At 38.3% G+C, this 18260-nt stretch carries 16 protein-coding genes and 2 pseudogenes; 8 read left to right on the top strand and 10 right to left on the bottom strand.

Annotated features, from left to right (window positions below; genetic code table 11):
* Positions 1–1352: 1352 nt before the first annotated feature.
* From GNP35_RS12330 to GNP35_RS12315, 4 genes are all read right to left on the bottom strand, one after another.
* Entirely contained in the window at positions 1353–1760 is a 408-nt protein-coding gene (locus GNP35_RS12330) for a hypothetical protein (RefSeq protein WP_155696401.1), read from the bottom strand.
* A 125-nt stretch (positions 1761–1885) separates the two neighbouring features.
* Positions 1886–2023, bottom strand: a complete 138-nt coding sequence (locus tag GNP35_RS12325) for a hypothetical protein (protein ID WP_155696400.1) — start codon at positions 2021–2023, stop codon at positions 1886–1888.
* A gap of 11 nt (positions 2024–2034) precedes the next feature.
* A complete protein-coding gene (locus GNP35_RS12320; RefSeq protein ID WP_155696399.1) occupies positions 2035–2526 on the bottom strand; it encodes a hypothetical protein in 492 nt (163 codons plus the stop codon).
* A gap of 114 nt (positions 2527–2640) precedes the next feature.
* Positions 2641–3867, bottom strand: coding sequence for a syntaxin family protein (locus GNP35_RS12315; RefSeq protein WP_155696398.1), 1227 nt, complete (start codon positions 3865–3867; stop codon positions 2641–2643).
* A 166-nt stretch (positions 3868–4033) separates the two neighbouring features.
* On the opposite strand from GNP35_RS12315, the gene GNP35_RS12310 reads away from it, so the two are divergent.
* Positions 4034–4273, top strand: a complete 240-nt coding sequence (locus GNP35_RS12310) for a type II toxin-antitoxin system ParD family antitoxin (RefSeq protein WP_155696397.1) — start codon at positions 4034–4036, stop codon at positions 4271–4273.
* A gap of 1 nt (position 4274) precedes the next feature.
* Positions 4275–4565 (top strand): type II toxin-antitoxin system RelE/ParE family toxin, encoded by a 291-nt coding sequence (locus tag GNP35_RS12305; RefSeq protein WP_155696396.1) that lies wholly within the window; start codon positions 4275–4277, stop codon positions 4563–4565.
* Positions 4566–4658: 93 nt separating this feature from the next.
* On the opposite strand, the gene GNP35_RS12300 is transcribed toward GNP35_RS12305, so the two are convergent.
* The 4 genes from GNP35_RS12300 to GNP35_RS12285 form a co-directional block, all read right to left on the bottom strand.
* Entirely contained in the window at positions 4659–5345 is a 687-nt protein-coding gene (locus GNP35_RS12300; protein WP_155696395.1) for a hypothetical protein, read from the bottom strand.
* Positions 5346–5570: 225 nt separating this feature from the next.
* On the bottom strand, positions 5571–6257 hold the full coding sequence (locus tag GNP35_RS12295) for a hypothetical protein (protein ID WP_155696394.1): 687 nt from the start codon (positions 6255–6257) through the stop codon (positions 5571–5573).
* 1160 nt (positions 6258–7417) lie between these two features.
* Complete coding sequence (locus tag GNP35_RS12290; RefSeq protein WP_155696393.1) at positions 7418–7897, bottom strand: energy transducer TonB; 480 nt, start codon at positions 7895–7897, stop codon at positions 7418–7420.
* Between the two features lie 1450 nt (positions 7898–9347).
* Complete coding sequence (locus GNP35_RS12285; protein ID WP_155696392.1) at positions 9348–9647, bottom strand: hypothetical protein; 300 nt, start codon at positions 9645–9647, stop codon at positions 9348–9350.
* A gap of 722 nt (positions 9648–10369) precedes the next feature.
* Here GNP35_RS12285 and GNP35_RS12280 point away from each other — a divergent pair.
* Positions 10370–11344 carry an integron integrase gene (locus tag GNP35_RS12280; protein WP_155696391.1) on the top strand — a complete coding sequence of 325 codons (975 nt, stop codon included), beginning with the start codon at positions 10370–10372 and terminating at the stop codon, positions 11342–11344.
* Here the strand turns inward: GNP35_RS12280 and rsmD are convergent.
* Complete coding sequence (gene rsmD, locus GNP35_RS12275; RefSeq protein WP_230961435.1) at positions 11341–11967, bottom strand: 16S rRNA (guanine(966)-N(2))-methyltransferase RsmD; 627 nt, start codon at positions 11965–11967, stop codon at positions 11341–11343. The two genes, GNP35_RS12280 and rsmD, sit on opposite strands and share 4 nt — an antisense overlap.
* A gap of 208 nt (positions 11968–12175) precedes the next feature.
* On the opposite strand from rsmD, the pseudogene ftsY reads away from it, so the two are divergent.
* The 5 genes and pseudogenes from ftsY (at position 12176) to GNP35_RS12250 (ending at position 17400) form a co-directional block, all read left to right on the top strand.
* Positions 12176–13544 (top strand): annotated as a pseudogene (gene ftsY / locus GNP35_RS12270) (signal recognition particle-docking protein FtsY).
* Between the two features lie 95 nt (positions 13545–13639).
* Positions 13640–14329, top strand: coding sequence for a cell division ATP-binding protein FtsE (gene ftsE / locus GNP35_RS12265; RefSeq protein WP_155696389.1), 690 nt, complete (start codon positions 13640–13642; stop codon positions 14327–14329).
* Positions 14330–14340: 11 nt separating this feature from the next.
* Positions 14341–15328 (top strand): annotated as a pseudogene (gene ftsX, locus GNP35_RS16365) (permease-like cell division protein FtsX).
* Positions 15329–15618: 290 nt separating this feature from the next.
* Positions 15619–16485, top strand: coding sequence for an RNA polymerase sigma factor RpoH (rpoH, locus tag GNP35_RS12255; RefSeq protein WP_155696388.1), 867 nt, complete (start codon positions 15619–15621; stop codon positions 16483–16485).
* A 102-nt stretch (positions 16486–16587) separates the two neighbouring features.
* Positions 16588–17400 (top strand): DUF2797 domain-containing protein, encoded by an 813-nt coding sequence (locus tag GNP35_RS12250; protein ID WP_155696387.1) that lies wholly within the window; start codon positions 16588–16590, stop codon positions 17398–17400.
* A 35-nt stretch (positions 17401–17435) separates the two neighbouring features.
* Here GNP35_RS12250 and GNP35_RS12245 read toward each other — a convergent pair whose 3' ends face one another.
* Complete coding sequence (locus GNP35_RS12245) at positions 17436–18230, bottom strand: divergent polysaccharide deacetylase family protein (protein WP_330997806.1); 795 nt, start codon at positions 18228–18230, stop codon at positions 17436–17438.
* Between the last annotated feature and the right edge of the window lie 30 nt (positions 18231–18260).

The following is an 18260-nucleotide window of genomic DNA, read 5'->3' as shown; positions in this document are numbered from 1 at the left end:
CAGAAAACCGAAGGCCTACTACTCGAATAGTTGATAAGCCAAGCCATGAGCGCGGCGATAGTAAGTACCAAAAGATAAAAGTCCCAAAACCGTTAGCAACTTTAAGCAACAGAAGTTGAAACTAATTTAAACCTTGCTGAACGTTCTTATTAATTTGAACTTTCAATAGCCAAGCGGCTAGGCTTGGCGTTTCGTGATATTGGCAAATAACTTTTTAAAGCAGACTCAAAAATTCAGAATAGAGAGAAATGGGGACTTTAATTTAATGACACCAATATATTGCGACAGATTAATTATATTGCAGAATTTTACGTGAAGTTAACGCCTGGTTAAGAGGCGAGTTTTAGCTTGCTAGACTGTTTGCCGAAGGCTCGTGCAAGCTTTTACGAGACCCTCTTGAACCACTTGTTAACTATCACTAGCCAACGTTTAATATTCAGAAAACTACTTTACCTAAATACCTTTCTAAATCAAACGTCTATTTATTCAGAAAACCGAAGGCCTACTACTCGAATAGTTGAGAAGCCAAGCCATGAGCGCGGCGATGGTAAGTACTAAAAGAAAAAAGCTCCAAAACCGTTAGTAATTTTAAACATAACTTGTTGAAACTAATTCAAACCTTGCTGAACGTTCTTGTTGATTTGAACTTTCAATAGCCAAGCGGCTAGGCTTGGCGTTTCGTGATACTGGCCAATAGATTTACAAAGCAGGAACTCAGAATAAAGAGAAAAGGGGACTCTAATTTAATGACACCAATATATTGCGACAGATTAATTATGTTGCAGAGTTTTACGTGAAGTTAACGCCTGGTTAAGAGGCGAGTTTTAGCTTGCTAAACTGTTTGCCGAAGGCTCGAGCAAGCTTTTACGAGACCCTCTTGAACCACTTGTTAACTATCACTAGCCAACGTTGAATATTCAGAAAACCACTTTACCTAAATACCTTTCTAAATCAAACGTCTATTTACTCAGAAAACCGAAGGCCTACTACTCAAATAGTTGATAAGCCAAGCCATGAGCGCGGCGATAGTAAGTACTAAAAGAAAAAAGCCCCAAAATCCTTAACAACCTTAAGGGACATTTGTTGAAACTAATTCAAGCCTTGCTGAAGGTTCTTATTTATTTGAACTTTCAATAGCCAAGCGGCTAGGCTTGGCGTTTTGTGATACTGGCCAATAGCGTTTCAAAGTAGACTTAAAAACTCAGAATAAAGAGAAAAGGGGACATTAATCTAATGACACTAATATATTGCGACAGATTAATTATATTGCATAATTTTACGTGAAGTTAACGCCCGCCTAACACGCAATGTGTTGGCATGGCTTTTTGCGATGTTTGCCAAAACCATGACGACTAATCATTGTCGGAGTTAAGGCGCTTGTTAGCATTACTTATCAACCAAGACAGGTTCTTATCCGTTGGATATGCACTTTTTTCAACTGGATATTTCAAACGATACTGCAACATATGTTCATAATAGCGATGATTCACTGGGAACTGAAGGTTTATATAATCAAAGTAAATTGAACGTGACTCAACCAAATTGCGATTAATTTCAATAGATGAATCTAAATTGCTCTCCAAAAATGAAATGGTTTTCTCTTTGCCGTTTTCACGCAATGATTTTAAAGCGACGAAATTTATCGATGCATCAACAAATAGCATATCAGCACCAGCATCTTTTAATCCTTGGTTATACGCATAAACGAACACAGTCACTATAGAGGTAATTAAAATTACTATTTGTAAAAAAATTCTCATGATGTGCAACTACTTCCTTGTAATGCTAACGCCTGGTTAAGAGGCGAGTTTTAGCTTGCTATAATGTTTGCCGAAGGCTCGAGCAAGCTTTTACGAGACCTTCTTTAACCACTTGTTAGCTTTAATTACTTCCCTTGCTTTTGTTCTGGTGGTTTTACTTTCGGCATTGGTGTTCTAGTTGATGACGGTGGCAATTGTCTATTTTTTGCATCAGTACTACTTTGTCCCGTTAGTTTTGGGGTATTGTTTTGGGATTTTGTCATAGTATATTTCCTTAATAGTATGTTGAATTTAAATATACATCAGTTTCAGTCTCGGCTGCGGTAAGAACTGCTTTATCTTTAGGTAAAGTTATTCCTTTCAAGCACTTGTTTTCTGCAGAAAGTGCATCGTCTTTCAAATCAGCCCATTTTGTATGAATTACCTCTTCAGTCAATTTTCCCTCAGCGACAAAGTACCAATCTCGTTCCGCTTTTAGCGCTATCAACGAGAGCATATCGGCTAATTTATTCAACGCTGACAATCTTTTTTTGAATGGAAGTAAAGGTTTAATGGCGGTTATTACTTGTGACACTGCAATAATTAAAGCCCAAACAAATTGGTAGTCTTCCCATAATGCCCACGCAGCTATACTTGTTGAAGAAGTTATAGCTAGAAATATATTAATCATTTGATCATATTTATTTTGTTTGACCGCGTAGCCTTGAACATAATAAACATGCACTTTTAATTCTTTGAGTTGGTTCCAATATCTCTGTTGATACATGACTATCCTTGTAAAGCTAACGCCTTGCTAAGAGGCGAAAAATTGTTGGCTAAAATTAGCGACGAAGGAGCAAAAAGCCAACTGTTTTTTGTCCTTTTGAGCAACTTGTTAGCTTTACCTTGGTGTGTGATAAAGCATGACAGCAATCTTTACTGTTCTATTTCTGTCACCGTTTAGATGAAACTCGTAATTGAACCATGTTTCATCTTTTTCGTTTACAAACTTAATAAAGTTTTCATGTTCATTAACTGATGATTTGGCAACGTCAACTGCACTACTGAAATCTTTGTTTGGTACAAACATAATTACAGCAGCCTTTGAATCTCGCCAAGTCAGGTAACCCAACAATTGGCTTATAGTCGCTAGAAAGCTTTTTTGGCCTTTCCAAAACTTACACTCACCAATAAATACATTAGTATTTTCATAGCGCAAAAGAATATCTGTTTTTCCCGTTTTGTTAAAAGTTTCGCCAGTCGCAGAACCATTGAAATTTGGTTCAAGCATCATTAGAAAGTGATCCCTTAAATGCTCTTCCTCCTTTTGTGCATATAGACTTGGTAAACGTTCAAACTCTTTGCCTACATCGTGAATCATCTGAAGGATATCGTTATATACTGATTGGTCTAAGCTTGGCTCTGGGCTATATCCTACTTCATTGACTTCAGGCTTATTTAGGATAACCTTTTTTCGTTTCTGCGGAGCAGGAACGGCAAAGGTTGGTGATGTTTCAGAAGTCTTTTTTATGGGTACACCCAATGAAGCTAAAACACCTGACTTTGCTCTAACTCTACTTTTATTTGATTCAAACGCTGATTTAATTTGTGTCTCAAGACTAGAGTTAAAGCGCTCTACATCTCGTTGAACATGAGCTAGTTGTTGCATGATACTTTTAAGGTTTGCATCTTTTTCTCTAACAATGCTCTCAGGGTCATTAAAAAAGTTAATTATTTCAAAACAGAATTCATTTCCATTTACTTCTATGTTCATTGACCACATAAGGCTAGTACTTGGCACACAGTGTAATAATTGAATATTTCCGCTTATTGGAACATGGAATTTAATAACATCTTTCTTATAAGATTTACCAGAGTAAACATGAAGTGAGCTAGGGAAGTGTTCTGCGGGAATCATTCTTTCAGACGAGGAAGCATAAATTTGATCTTCATGTATTTCTAATTGCTCAATGACCGCTTCTGAGAGTTTATGCGCAATGTAGTCGCTTTCGTTTACATTAAGAATATAGTCATCTTTTAGTGATTCCATTGATGATAAAACATTGGATTTAGATGCTTCGAGAAAATCACTAAGCTCTCTTTCACCAAAAACTCGACTTGTTCGCATGTGCTCGAATATCCTTATGTAAAGCTAACGCCTCAATAAGAAGCTAAAAATAGTTGCATATACTTTAGCGACGTCGGAGCAGGAGGCAACTGTTTTTTGTCTTTCTTAATTGACTTGTTATGTTTTTGGTACCAAAATATATTTAATATTGGTACTGGAGGTTGGTATGGCGAAAAATACAAGTGTTACATTAGGTGAACATTTTGATTCATTTATTTCTCAACAATTAGAGTCTGGTCGGTATGGATCTGCAAGTGAAGTTCTAAGGGCTGGTTTACGAGCTTTAGAAGATCAAGAATTGAAAATGAACAATTTAAGAAATATGTTGATTGAAGGAGAAAATAGCGGAATAGCTGACTATTCATATGACACACTCTTAAGTGACTTGGATAAAGAAAATCATTGATATGAAATTTAATTTATCTAAAAAAGCTAAATCAGATTTAATAAAAATTGCTCGCTACACGCAACTTAATTGGGGCAGGCAGCAGAGAAATGACTATTTGAAATTACTTGATAGTGCCTTTCATCAAATTGCAGCAGAGCCTGAACTAGGTTATGCCTGTGACTACATTAGAGAAGGCTACAGAAAAAGACCGCAAGGAAGCCATGTAATTTATTACAAAGAATTCGGAAGAGAAGAGATTGTAATTATTCGAGTTCTGCATAAAAGCATGGATGTACACCGGGCTCTCTGAAAACATAACGCCTGGTTAAGAGGCGAGTTTAGCTTGCTAAAATGTTTGCCGAAGGCTCGAGCAAGCTATTACGAGACCCTCTTGAACCACTTGTTACATGTACGTTGTTAGCCATTCCCAAATTTTACCAAGGTCAATCCAGGCTGGTGATTTAATTAAACCCGATTGGAAAGCAGCAAAGAAAGCCAATATTGCCGTAAGCCTCAGCATCCAAGAGTTTGCAGACTTTGCAGACTTTGCTCTCGCTGTTTCAATTTGGTACTGCTCTAGAGTAGCAATAGCCTTGCCAGTAATTATAAAGTCAAAGCTACCGCCTTGGTTTTTCAACTCACCCGATGAAACAAAAGAAGATAAATACAAATCCATTTTCTTTCGTAGCTCTGTTTTCTGTGGGTGTAAATACCACCTAATTGAATACATATAACTCATTAGATCAAGCGATGAAAATGATTTATGAGGTTCTTCTGATTGTTTAGCAATAATACTTTCTAAAACCTTCATTCTCTTTGGGAGTTGCAAGGTTTTCTTGTTGAAGAAATATTGTGGAACAGAATGTTTTGCTAAAGCATAAAATGATTGCAGCTTATAAAACCAAGTCCACTCATGAAGGATATAATCCCAAACACCATTATATGTATGTGTTACTAATCCGTGATAATGCTCAATTCGTAAGTTTAAGCCACTATAAAGTGAAAAAGGAATTACAGCATCAGTACGGAAGCCACCACCTTCAAAGTGATTACCATTTAGTCCATTTTCTTCAATAGAATTAACTAACATGATAGGAGCATCGCCTTCGTAAAGGCTTATGGAGTAGCAATTAACTTGCTTTCCTGATTCTCCAGTTCTAGGTATTTGCAAAGGGCATGGCTTGTTTAACAGCCTACTCAAAATCCATTTCGTAACTTTATTCATGCCACCTCAAGTTGATAGTACATGTAACGCCTAACTAAGAGGCAAATAATAGTTGGTTAAAATAAGCGACGAAGGAGCAAAAACCAACTGTTATTTGTCCTGCTTGAGTTTCTTGTTAGGTTTTTCTGCTCTAGAGAGGTCAATAATTGCCGATTTTACAGGCATTGTTAACTCCATTGATTTTATAGTTGATTTTGATTTAACCACTATAGTGCCTTTAGAGTTATCCCAAAGGAAGAGAAAACCACCAGCCCAACCCACATACTTTTGATTAGATATTTTGCCATTTATTTTAAATATTTGATCACTAACTTTTGCTCGTTCAGCGTGAACTGCTCCCCAACCATAGGAATATAATAAGGTTACAGATAAAATACTAACGACAAGAACCCTAAGTTGTTTGTTATTAATATAGTCTTTGGCAAATTCTGCGTCACCGATCATTATAATAACAGGAACACTTAAGAAAACCGCAACTTTGAACCAGCGAGTATTACCGACCTCGAAAAATATAAGATATAAAGCGAAAGCTACAATAACCAGTGCCATAAGTCGAAAGAACCAACGAAAGTATTTTGCTTCTGGGAGATCTTTACCTCCTCCAGCGGGCATTTTTTTACTTAATGGAGCTGTAACTACATTACCTATAGTAAGTCCAAATACAATGAATATTGATGAGTAAATTAATGGGTATAGTGCATTCTTGATTACATCAGTTAAAGCTATGTATTCGAGGACATTAACATTAAAAGTCCCCCAAAATCCAAATAAGTACAATAGTGATACCACCAAACTATATGGGGCAATAAATGTGATTATTTTCTGCAAAATTTATGCGACTCCGATGAAAACCTAACGCCTGGTTAAGAGGCGAGTTTTAGCTTGCTAAACTGTTTGCCGAAGGCTCGAGCAAGCTTTTACGAGACCCTCTTGAACCACTTGTTAACTATCACTAGCCAACGTTGAATATTCAGAAAACCACTTTACCTAAATTCCTTTCTAAATCAACTCGCTAATTACTCAGAAAAACTAAGGCCTACTACTCAAATAGTTGAGAAGCCAAGCCATGAGCGCGGCGATAGTGAGTACTAAAAGAAAAAACCTCCAAAATCCTTAGCAACCTTAAGCGACCGATGTTGAAACTAATTCAAGCCTTGCTGAACGTTCTTATTGATTTGAACTTTCAATAGCCAAGCGGCTAGGCTTGGCGTTTTGTGATACTGGCCAATAGTTTTTTAAAGCAGGTTTATAATTTCAGAACAAAGAGAAAAGGGGACTTCAATCTAGTGACACCAATATATTGCGACAGATTAATTATATTGCAGAATTTTACGTGAAGTTAACGCCTGGTTAAGAGGCGAGTTTTAGCTTGCTACACTGTTTGCCGAAGGCTCGAGCAAGCTTTTACGAGACCCTCTTGAACCACTTGTTAACTATCACTAGCCAACGTTGAACATTCAGAAAACCACTTTACCTAAATTCCTTTCTAAATCAACTCGCTAATTATTCAGAAAAACTAAGGCCTACAACTCGAATAGTTGAGAAGCCAAGCCATGAGCGCGGCGATAGGAAGTACTAAAAGAAAAAAGCTCCAAAGCCTTTAGCAACTTTAAGCAACAGAAGTTGAAACTAATTTAAGCCTTGCTGAACGTTTCTTATTGATTTGAGCTGTCAATAGCCAAGCGGCTAGGCTTGGCGTCTAGTGATTCCGGCAAATAACTTTTTAAAGCAGACTCAAAAACTCAGAATAAAGAGAAAAGGGGACGTTTAAATCCGTGAAACTCTTATATTCCGAAAGATTAATTATATTGCAGAATTTTACGTGAAGTTAACGCTTCGCATAAACCGCGAAGCAAGTTGGACGCTTTTTTGCGCCGTGTGTTTTGCAAAAAACCGGCCTGCTTGCGGAGTCAGATTTGATGCGTTTGTTATAAATACTAATACACAAGTACCCTTTTTATAACACTACCTGTGGAGTATATTATGTCCTCACTTGGGCAAGAATATTTAGGTGTAGACAATTCACAAGGTTGATTAGGTTTATCAAAACAGAAATCAAACCGAGTTTGAGTTTTTACTGGCTGAGTGAGAATGCTTTTAGGTAAATCTGACCATTTCCAGTTTTTAATCACATCTTCAGCCGCTTTAGAAAAGTGCTTATTTGTCGAAGTTATAACAGTTATGTCTCTAACTTCATTTTGTGGTGTGATTACATATTCAATGGTGGCGCAACCTTCAATAGACTTCATTACAGCCTGTTTTGGATACCTAGCAGGAAACCGATTTAGTTGACTCCATTTCGAAGATTGAATTTCATTGTGAGTAACTGATAAGTGCGAATACTCTTTCTCCACTTTCGTTGATGCACATCCACCAATAATAAGAGTAGTGATTAGAATGCCAATATAATTTTTCATAAACGAAACTTCCTTGTATTTATAACGCCCGTATAAGCAGCGAGCAATGTGGGACGCATTTTTGCGCCGTTTCTCTTATGCAAAAATCTGGCACACAAGGTGAGTCAGCTTTATGCGCTTGTTATTTCGACGGTACACTTCGGTCTGTCAGGAATACCGGCATTTAATACACTCGTCAGCTCAGAATAAAAATGACACTGAGTGCTCCTTTTACCTACTATTTCTAATCGAGGCGAATACCTTATCGAAGCTAGCTTCTAATCCGTATTCACTGCGCTTAGAAATACCATGAAATATTTCGTAAAACAACGTACCTCAAGTCCAGTATTTTGCCGAACTGAGTCCAGTTTAACAATTGGCTGTTGAGCTTCATTCCTACCGTCGTTATAACGCCTGGTTAAGAGGCGAGTTTTAGCTTGCTATAATGTTTGCCGAAGGCTCGAGCAAGCTTTTACGAGACCCTCTTGAACCACTTGTTAACTATCACTAGCCAACGTTGAACATTCAGAAAAGTACTTTACCTAAATACCTTTCTAAATCAAACGTCTATTTATTCAGAAAACCGAAGGCCTACTACTCGAATAGTTGAGAAGCCAAGCCATGAGCGCGGCGATGGTAAGTACTAAAAGAAAAAAGCTCCAAAACCGTTAGCAATATCAAACATTATTTGTTGAAACTAATTCAAGCCTTACTGAACGTACTTATTTGTTTGAACTTTCAATAGCCAAGCGGCTAGGCTTGGCGTTTCGTGATGCTGGCCAATAGCCTTTTAAAGCAGACTCAAAAATTCAGAACAAAGAGAAAAGGGGAATTTAATTTAATGACACCAATATATTGCGACAGGTTAATTATATTGCAGAATTTTACGTGAAGTTAACGCCTGGTTAAGAGGCGAGTTTTAGCTTGCTAAACTGTTTGCCGAAGGCTCGAGCAAGCTTTTACGAGACCCTCTTGAACCACTTGTTAACTATCACTAGCCAACGTTGAATATTCAGAAAACCACTTTACCTAAATTCCTTTCTAAATCAACTCGCTAATTACTCAGAAAAACTAAGGCCTACTACTCAAATAGTTGAGAAGCCAAGCCATGAGCGCGGCGATAGTAATTAACAAAAGATAAGAGTCCCCAAACCGTTAGCAACTTTAAGCAACAGAAGTTGAAACTAATTTAAGCCTTACTGAACGTTCTTATTGATTTGAACTTTCAATAGCCAAGCGGCTAGGCTTGGCGTTTCGTGATACTGGCCAATAGCCTTTTAAAGCTGACTCAAAAATTCAGAATAAAGAGAAAAGGGGATGTTCAAATCCGTGAAACTCTTATATTCCGACAGATTATTTATGTTGTGAGATCTTTGTGAAGTTAACGCCTGGTTAAGAGGCGAGTTTTAGCTTGCTATAATTTTTGCCGAAGGCTCGAGCAAGCTTTGACGAGACCCTCTTGAACCACTTGTTATATTTCTTTTTGCAATGAGCTTACTTGACCCTCAATACTGTTATCAGGAATACGCTTACTAAGAATATCTAATAACTGGTCATAACTTGCTGACTTATAATGATAGTTGTGAGAGATCGTTGCAATAATAAGAGCAATTGCCGCGTAAGCAAACTCCTTTGAGTCAATGTAGCCTAAGTACATACAAAGAACAGTTATGAGCATCAGTACTAACAGGAAAAGCTGTACAAGATGTTTGGACTTCCGTTCTCGGATAGCTGATTTAACTAATCCAATTTCTTTGTCTGATAATTCCATTTTTGATAAAACTCCACTGGAAATATAACGCCCGTATAAGCAGCGAGCAATGTGGGACGCATTTTTGCGCCGTTTCTCTTATGCAAAAATCTGGCACACAAGGTGAGTCAGCTTTATGCGCTTGTTATTTCGACGGTACACTTCGGTCTGTCAGGAATACCGGCATTTAATACACTCGTCAGCTCAGAATAAAAATGACACTGAGTGCTCCTTTTACCTACTATTTCTAATCGAGGCGAATACCTTATCGAAGCTAGCTTCTAATCAGTATTCACTGCGCTTAGAAATACCATGAAATATTTCGTAAAACAACGTACCTCAAGTCCAGTATTTTGCCGAACTGAGTCCAGTTTAACAATTGGCTGTTGAGCTTCATTCCTACCGTCGTTATAACAGCGTATTATGCAGAACTCCGCATTTGCACTTACACAAAGCACGAGTTGCTAACGCTTTTTAATTTAATATAAACAAAACTTTATATGATTATTTATCACATTACTAGGCTCATAAGTTCTGGATATAGAGAAGTATATTGAATTTATGGGGTTCAGGTTTTTCTCGGTTTGTTTTATCGGAGTGTTGGTAACTTATTGTTTTATAAAACAGCGTGTCAGATACGGAGGGTTAAGGTGTAGTACAGTTTTCTCGGATTGGGTTTTATAAAGTGGATATTATATTTATTTTCGTCTAAAACTACTGGTTAGAAAACCAGTGGAGGGCGTATGGCACGTTCACAGTTTATTGAAACTATTCGAAAGCAGCTTCGTGCTCGTCACTACAGCATTCAAACGGAAAAAGTTTATTTAGCTTGGATTCGAGATTACATTCGATTTTGTAATTATCGTCATCCAGATGAAACGGGTAATACGGAAATAGAAGAGTTTTTGAGTCACTTAGCCAATAGCCGAAAAGTGAGTGCTGCAACCCAAAATCAAGCCTTGTGCGCGTTGATTTTTATGTTTCGACATATTCTAGATAAGGAGATTGAAGGCCTCAGTTATAGCTTCACTAAACGAGAAGTAAGAATGCCCACTGTGCTTGACGCTGTTGAAGCATCAACCATTATTTCTAATATGACAGGCAAATATCAATTAATCGCTTCTTTGTTATATGGATCAGGTTTACGAATAAACGAGGCTTTAAAGTTAAGAGTTCAGGACTTGAACTTTGATAACAAAACGATTTTGGTGTTTAGAGGGAAGGGTAAAAAAGATCGTTACACAATTTTACCTGAATCGTTAATTCCTAGCTTAAGAAACCAAATTGAAGCAGCAAGATGTGTGCACTTTAAGGACTTAGAGGACGGTGAAGGTTTTAGTTCAGTTGGTCCGGGGCTTAAGAAAAAATACGGGAGTGCATTAAAAGACTTTCATTGGCAGTTTTTGTTTCCATCTTCAGTTCGGTGTGTCCACCCTTACGATGGTTATGTTTGCCGACATCATATTCATGAAACTGCATTTAGAAAGCAGTTGCGAAAAGCTGTGTTAGCAAGCCAAATCACCAAGCGAGTTACTGCCCATACATTTAGACATTCATTTGCGACTCAACTTTTACATATGGGAACAGATATTAGGACCGTACAAGACTTACTAGGTCACAGCGATTTGAAAACCACAGAGATTTATACGCATGTACTAGGCAGTCGCTTTGGTTTCACGCGCAGCCCAGTTGATCTCGCTAACTTAAATAAGCCTTAACCTAGGTATCGAAAAAGTTGTGCTGTGACTTGTCCTGCAACTTTGTGTTTAACAAGTTCAAACCGTGATGAAAACTCACTGTTTTCAAGAGAAAAGTTAGCGTCATTTTCCTTTTCTATGTAAAGGATGGTATCAACCTTGAGCTTTTCGCTTTCTATAAGAGCGTTAATCGTTGGTTCAATAAGGTTTTTGTGAAATGGAGGGTCGATAAAAATGAGGTCAAATTTCTCATTTATATTCAGTATTTTCTGGAAAAAGTCACCTTGTATAACAGTGACCTGTGTATTTGCGTTTAAAGCTTGGCAGTTTTCTTTGAGTTGCAATGCAGCTTGTTTGTCTTTTTCAAAAGCAATTACTTGCGACGCACCGCGAGAGGCGGCTTCAAATCCAAGTGAACCTGCACCTGAGAAGCAATCTAATACTTGTGCGTTTCGTACATCTGTCATGAGCCAGTTAAATAAAGTCTCTTTAAGTCGGTCGGTTGTTGGACGCAAGCCTTCTTTGTCGTGAACTTTTAATCGTCTTCCTCGCCATTGACCGCCAATTAGACGAATTTCGCCTTTGGTTGTACTTTTTGATGGTTTCTTTTTGTTGCGGCTTGGGAAATTTGAAGATGGTTTCAAAGTTGCACCTTTATTCGTCAATTGAATAGTTAAAATCTGTCTGGATTTACGATAACATACTGCGCATATTATCCCGCTCATGCGTTCACATTTAAAGGTTTTTTTAATGGCAAAGAAGTCAGGTTTCTTTTCTTGGTTTAGTAAAGATAAAAAAGAGGCTCCTAAAGTAGAGGAGTTACCAGTAGAAACAGCAGAAGAAGCGGTAGACATTCCCGGTTCAGATGCCGTTTCGGATTCCGCGAATAGGGATGTCGCCGACACTAATTTAATAGAAGAAACAGTTGATGTAACTGTTGACTCAGCACAGGCAGTTGCTCCAACTTCTACAGACACAGACACAGACACAGACACAGACACAGACACAGACACAGACACAGACACAGACACAGACACAGACACAGACACAGACACAGACACAGACACAGACACAGACACAGACACAGACACAGACACAGACACAGACACAGACACAGACACAGACCAGCTGGTGTATGAAGAGTTAGTTGTTGAAGAAACTATCGTTTTAGCGACTAATGACTTAAAAACTGAAACTGAAACTGAAACTGAAACTGAAACTGAAACTGAAACTGAAACTGAAACTGAAACTGAAACTGAAACTGAAACTGAAACTGAAACTACGCTACAGCCTCAGCCGCAGGAAAAGTTAGGTCTGTTTGAAAGATTAAAGCGCGGGTTAGCTAAAACACGTCAGCAAATTGGTGGTGGTTTCTTATCTCTGTTTGCGGGCAAGCAAATTGACGATGAGCTTTACGAAGAACTTGAAACACAGTTGTTAATGGCTGATGTGGGTATGGAAACCACAATGAAGTTAATTGACAGCCTGACGGATCATGCAGATAGAAAGCAATTGAAAGACGCCGACGCACTTTATGGCCTATTAAAAAGCGACATGACTGAAATACTTGCTAAAGCGGATCAACCGCTAGTAATTCATAATGAAGACGGCCCATTTGTTATTTTAATGGTAGGCGTAAATGGTGTTGGTAAAACTACGACTATTGGTAAATTAGCGAAGCAATTCCAGCAGCAAGGCAAGTCAGTGATGCTAGCCGCGGGTGATACGTTTAGAGCGGCAGCCGTTGAGCAACTTCAAGTTTGGGGCGAGCGTAACAATGTTCCAGTAGTTGCACAGCACACGGGTGCTGATAGTGCGTCGGTTATTTTTGATGCTTATCAGGCAGCAACAGCTCGAAATGTTGATGTTTTAATTGCGGATACTGCAGGTCGTTTGCAAAACAAAGATAACTTAATGCAAGAACTTGAAAAAATAGTTCGTGTTATGAAAAAGATTAACGCCAAAGTACCTCATGAAATCATGCTAACCATTGATGCGACAACCGGTCAAAACGCCATGAGTCAAACTAAGCTGTTTAATGAAGCAGTTGGGTTAACGGGTATCACGTTAACAAAACTGGACGGCTCAGCTAAAGGCGGAGTGATTTTCTCAGTGGCAGCGCAACACAATATCCCAATTCGTTATATAGGAGTTGGTGAAGGTGTTGATGATTTACGAAACCTTTGAGCACAAAGCCTTCATTGATGCGTTATTTGATTAGACATTTTAAGCAACAAGGCTTAGGTTAATCGTTACAAAAATATAATTATAAGAATCATAGAGCGGCAATGTCGCTCTGACGTTTAGGGAAGCGAAATGATCCGATTTGAGCAAGTCAGTAAAACCTATCCTGGAGGCTTTAGAGCACTTGAAAAAGTGTCCTTTGAAGTTGAGAAAGGAGAAATGGCATTTTTGACCGGTCATTCTGGAGCAGGTAAAAGTACCTTATTAAAACTGATCAGCATGATAGAGCGACCATCTATAGGTAACGTTTTTATTAATGATAAGAACTTAAACTTAATTACACCTAGTAAGGTCCCATACGCTCGCCGAGATATCGGCATGATTTTCCAAAACCACCGTTTGTTACAAGAACACACCGTATTCGACAATGTTGCATTGCCTTTAGTTATTGAAGGTTACACGCAAGGTGAAATTGCCAAACGAGTGCACGCTGCCTTAGATAAAGTAGGTTTATTAGATAAAGCGAAGTACTTACCAAAGATACTTTCAGGTGGTGAACAGCAACGAGTTGGTATTGCCAGAGCCGTTGTTAATAAGCCCCCGTTATTATTAGCCGACGAGCCAACAGGTAATTTAGACCCTGAGTTGTCTAAAGAAATCATAAACGTATTCCAACAGTTTAATGACGTAGGTGTTTCGGTGCTAATCGCAACGCATGACCTTGGTTTGATTGCCAGAATGAGAAATCGAACACTCACACTTAAAGGCGGGCAAATGATCAGCGATGGTTTGTCTAACACATCAACGGATATGGGCTTTTAAGGGTTGTCGTTATGAGCATATTATTTAATTCTGAACAATCAGGTGCGTCAAAACAAAAAATAAGTCCATTCCAGCGATTTCTATTTTTTTGGATTAACAATGCGCGACAAATAGTAACCAGTTTAGGTGAGATTTGGCGCACGCCAATTGCGTCAGTTATGACTATTTTGGTAATGGGTTTGTCATTAACTCTACCTGCAACACTTCATATTATTGTTAAAAATGTACAATCTATAAATGTTCAATGGGATAGCGCTTCTGAAATAAGCTTGTTTTTAAATGAAGACCTTTCCGAGCAACAAATATCAAGCGCCATTCGACGAATTAGTGCCTATGACGAAATTGAATCGTTACGCTATATAAGCAAAGACGATGCGTTAGTGGAGTTTAAAAAGCTGTCTGGTTTTGGACAGGCGTTAGATTACCTGCAAAACAATCCATTACCGGCTTCCCTCATTGTGACGCCACAACCTCAATATCGCCAAGCGGAAACCAGCAAAGCTATTGCTATATAAGTTACAAAAAGAGCGAGAAGTAGACTTCGGTAAATTAGACATAGATTGGTTAGCACGATTAAACGCCATCGTTTCTATGCTCGAAGAGTCTGTTATCACCGTTGCTATATTGCTCCTGGTATCTGTTGTTTTGATTATTGGTAATACTATTAGGTTGTCTATTATTTCTAGGCGTGAAGAAATAGAAGTGATGAAATTGGTTGGCGCTACAGAGTCCTTTATCCAAAGACCATTTGTATATACTGGGATTTGGTATGGCCTTATGGGCGGATTAGTGGCATTTATCGTCTTAGCTTTTGTGGTCTGGTGGATGCAATCTGCGCTGGTGGATATATCTGGTTTATATATGTCAGACTTTGAGATCCAAGGCTTAACCTTTTCAGAGTTTGTTACTTTAATGCTATTAGCCTCTGGTTTAGGCTTCTCTGGAGCTTACTGGTCTGTGCATCGCCACATACGAGAAATTGAACCTTCATTAGACTAATCTAAAAGTTAAAATTATACGTATTTAATAACTAGAGCGTATTTAAGAAGGCGGATTTATCCGTCTTTTTTTATACATTTTTATTAAATATTGATGACAATCCTACATTCCCCCGATCATTTTGTAGATCTATCGCATTGTTTTATATCTATATTTCTTTTTTATAAATGTCGCTCATACCTATAGATCTTTTTGTTCTATAAATAGTTAAAATAAAATTAGCACTCTATAAATGAGAGTGCTAATATCAATCTCAGTTAACCAATTCAGGTTTCTAAAGGAGCTTCATAATGAGTCAAGTTGATAAATCAATGGCATTAGCCCCAACGCCTCAAACTGGTAGTATCGAGTCGTACGTGTCTTATGTTTCTGGCATTGATATGTTATCTGCAGATGAAGAACGTGAGCTAGCGTACAAGTTGTATGAAGGCGGTGATTTAGAATCAGCACGCCAATTAATCTTTTCGCATCTTCGATTTGTTGTTCATATTGCCCGTAGCTACTCAGGCTATGGTTTACCTCAAGCTGATTTAATTCAGGAAGGTAACATTGGTCTAATGAAGGCAGTAAAACGTTTTAATCCTGAAGTTGGTGTTCGTTTGGTTTCTTTTGCAGTGCATTGGATAAAAGCGGAAATTCATGAATTTGTATTAAAAAACTGGCGCATCGTTAAAGTTGCGACAACCAAAGCTCAACGTAAATTATTCTTTAATCTACGTAAGTCTAAAAAACGTTTAGGCTGGTTTAACAATGATGAAGTAGCAACGGTTGCTGAAACATTGGGTGTTTCTAAAAAAGAAGTGCTGGAAATGGAATCTCGCATGAGCAACTACGACATGGCGTTTGATATGGGCGTAGATGATGATGATTCTGACACTGCGGCGTATTCACCTTCATTATACTTAGAAGCGAATAACTCTGATATGGCTGAAAACATTGCGAACGAGCAATGGGAAAAACGTTCAAATCAACGTTTACTATCAGCAATTAAAACGTTAGATGAGCGTAGCCAAGACATTTTGCATAGCCGTTGGTTGGACGACAACAACAAAACAACATTGCAAGAGCTTGCTGACAAGTATTCTGTTTCAGCAGAACGCGTTCGTCAGTTAGAAAAAAACGCGATGAAAAAGATTCAAGGTTTATTGGCTGCATAAATCCTATAAAAAGGACTTATCCTCGCTAAAAACTAACGTATAATTAAACCAGCTTCGGCTGGTTTTTTTGTTTGTGTATTTGGTGAATTAAAGAGGTTTGGAATGATTGGAAATATAAAAAAAATGCGTTCAACGTTATCGGATAATAAGGTGACGTATTCCTTACCTGTTGGTAGTGATGAAATTGATTTGTCAGCTCGTATTGGTACTCAATTAACGCTGACACACACAGGCAATATCAATTGTTCTAATTGTGGTAAAAAAACCAAAAAGAGCTTCTCTCAAGGATTTTGTTTTCCATGCATGAGAAAACTGGCCGCTTGTGACATGTGCATTATGAAACCAGAAACTTGTCATCATGCAGAAGGTACGTGCAGAGAGCCTCAATGGGGCGAAGACAATTGTATGATCCCGCATTATGTTTACCTTTCAAATACATCTGGCCTAAAAGTGGGTATTACTCGACATACTCAAATCCCAACACGATGGATAGACCAAGGTGCAACGCAAGCTTTACCTATTTTTAAAGTAAAAACACGTTTAATTTCAGGCTTGGTGGAAGTTGCCTTGGCGGATTTTATTGCCGACAAAACAAATTGGCGAGCAATGCTGAAAGGCGATAACGTGGAAATGGATTTAAAACAAAGAGCGGCAGAGTTGATTCCACAAATAGACGCTCGACTTGATGACATTAGGCTTAAATATGGTGCTGATGCAGTTGAACTTTTGGATGAAAATATCGTTGATATTGCATTCCCTGTTACGCAATACCCAGAAAAAATAAAGTCTCACAACTTTGACAAAGAGCCAGTAGTAACGGGCATTTTAGAAGGCATAAAAGGTCAGTATCTAATTTTTGATACAGGCGTGATCAATGTCAGGAAGTTTACTTCTTATGAAGTTGAAGTGGTGTAGCTCACTTGAACCTTAGGCTTGTAAGCTAGAACCAACTATTCGCTGATGGTTGGTTCTTGTGTTTGATAGTCTGGTCTTTGGCCAGCAAACTGAATAACTGGTGAGGTAGGAAGCAAACTTGAAAGCGGCACTAGTTCAATGCCCGCAGCTTCTAACTCACCTATTTGTTCCTGCAATACTTCATACGTTTCACCATAAGGGTGACCAATACCAATCGCCATGCCATAGTTTTTCGCGATATTAATAAGTCGTTTAAACTGCTTTCTTATTTGTTTTTTATCGCGGTGATGATCTAGAAATATGTTTCTATGCAAAGCATTAACGCCCCACTCAGATGCCACTGATTCTATTTTGCTGTGTTTGGTTGTTTTGCTATCAAGAAAAAACATATTGTGCTGACGCAGTAACTCCATGGTCCAGGCCATTGGTTGCTCCATTTGCGTTAACAAACTGCCCATATGATTATTTACACCAACAGCATAGGGAATGTCTTCCAGAGCGGATATAAGTGTTTGCTGGTATTGTTGTTTTGTCATGTCTGTAAGCAACGCGCCAGGACCTAACAGTCGATTGTGTTGGCGGGCTTGCATAGGTAAGTGAATAATTACGTCACGTTTATTTTGCGCTGCTAGTTTAGCGTATTCTGCGCCAAGCGGGGTGTGCGGAAGCACTGCGAAGGTTAAAGCCGCATTTAAGTTTAATAATTGTCGGTCTGATTTTTTGTACCCAATGTCGTCAATGACGATTGCCACTTTACCGGCAAAAACATTAGGCACAAAGAAACTCAGAGCCAAGGCTATAAAGCCAATCCATTTTATTTTTAAGCGCACGTTAATAATCTATTTTTATATTAATTTTTA

The sequence above is a fragment of the Psychrosphaera haliotis genome (assembly GCF_009728465.1).
Taxonomy (GTDB): domain Bacteria; phylum Pseudomonadota; class Gammaproteobacteria; order Enterobacterales; family Alteromonadaceae; genus Psychrosphaera; species Psychrosphaera haliotis.
The sequence above is the reverse complement of the archived record's forward strand: the minus strand, read 5'-3'. Positions and strand labels throughout refer to the sequence as shown.

What these genes read in the sequence shown, in the direction of transcription:
- GNP35_RS12330 (WP_155696401.1), bottom strand. Translation starts at nt 1,760, where the DNA reads ATGAGAATTTTTTTACAAATAGTAATTTTAATTACCTCTATAGTGACT.
- GNP35_RS12325 (WP_155696400.1), bottom strand. Translation starts at nt 2,023, where the DNA reads ATGACAAAATCCCAAAACAATACCCCAAAACTAACGGGACAAAGTAGT.
- GNP35_RS12320 (WP_155696399.1), bottom strand. Translation starts at nt 2,526, where the DNA reads ATGTATCAACAGAGATATTGGAACCAACTCAAAGAATTAAAAGTGCAT.
- GNP35_RS12315 (WP_155696398.1), bottom strand. Translation starts at nt 3,867, where the DNA reads ATGCGAACAAGTCGAGTTTTTGGTGAAAGAGAGCTTAGTGATTTTCTC.
- GNP35_RS12310 (WP_155696397.1), top strand. Translation starts at nt 4,034, where the DNA reads ATGGCGAAAAATACAAGTGTTACATTAGGTGAACATTTTGATTCATTT.
- GNP35_RS12305 (WP_155696396.1), top strand. Translation starts at nt 4,275, where the DNA reads ATGAAATTTAATTTATCTAAAAAAGCTAAATCAGATTTAATAAAAATT.
- GNP35_RS12300 (WP_155696395.1), bottom strand. Translation starts at nt 5,345, where the DNA reads ATGTTAGTTAATTCTATTGAAGAAAATGGACTAAATGGTAATCACTTT.
- GNP35_RS12290 (WP_155696393.1), bottom strand. Translation starts at nt 7,897, where the DNA reads ATGAAAAATTATATTGGCATTCTAATCACTACTCTTATTATTGGTGGA.
- GNP35_RS12285 (WP_155696392.1), bottom strand. Translation starts at nt 9,647, where the DNA reads ATGGAATTATCAGACAAAGAAATTGGATTAGTTAAATCAGCTATCCGA.
- GNP35_RS12280 (WP_155696391.1), top strand. Translation starts at nt 10,370, where the DNA reads ATGGCACGTTCACAGTTTATTGAAACTATTCGAAAGCAGCTTCGTGCT.
- ftsE (WP_155696389.1), top strand. Translation starts at nt 13,640, where the DNA reads ATGATCCGATTTGAGCAAGTCAGTAAAACCTATCCTGGAGGCTTTAGA.
- rpoH (WP_155696388.1), top strand. Translation starts at nt 15,619, where the DNA reads ATGAGTCAAGTTGATAAATCAATGGCATTAGCCCCAACGCCTCAAACT.
- GNP35_RS12250 (WP_155696387.1), top strand. Translation starts at nt 16,588, where the DNA reads ATGATTGGAAATATAAAAAAAATGCGTTCAACGTTATCGGATAATAAG.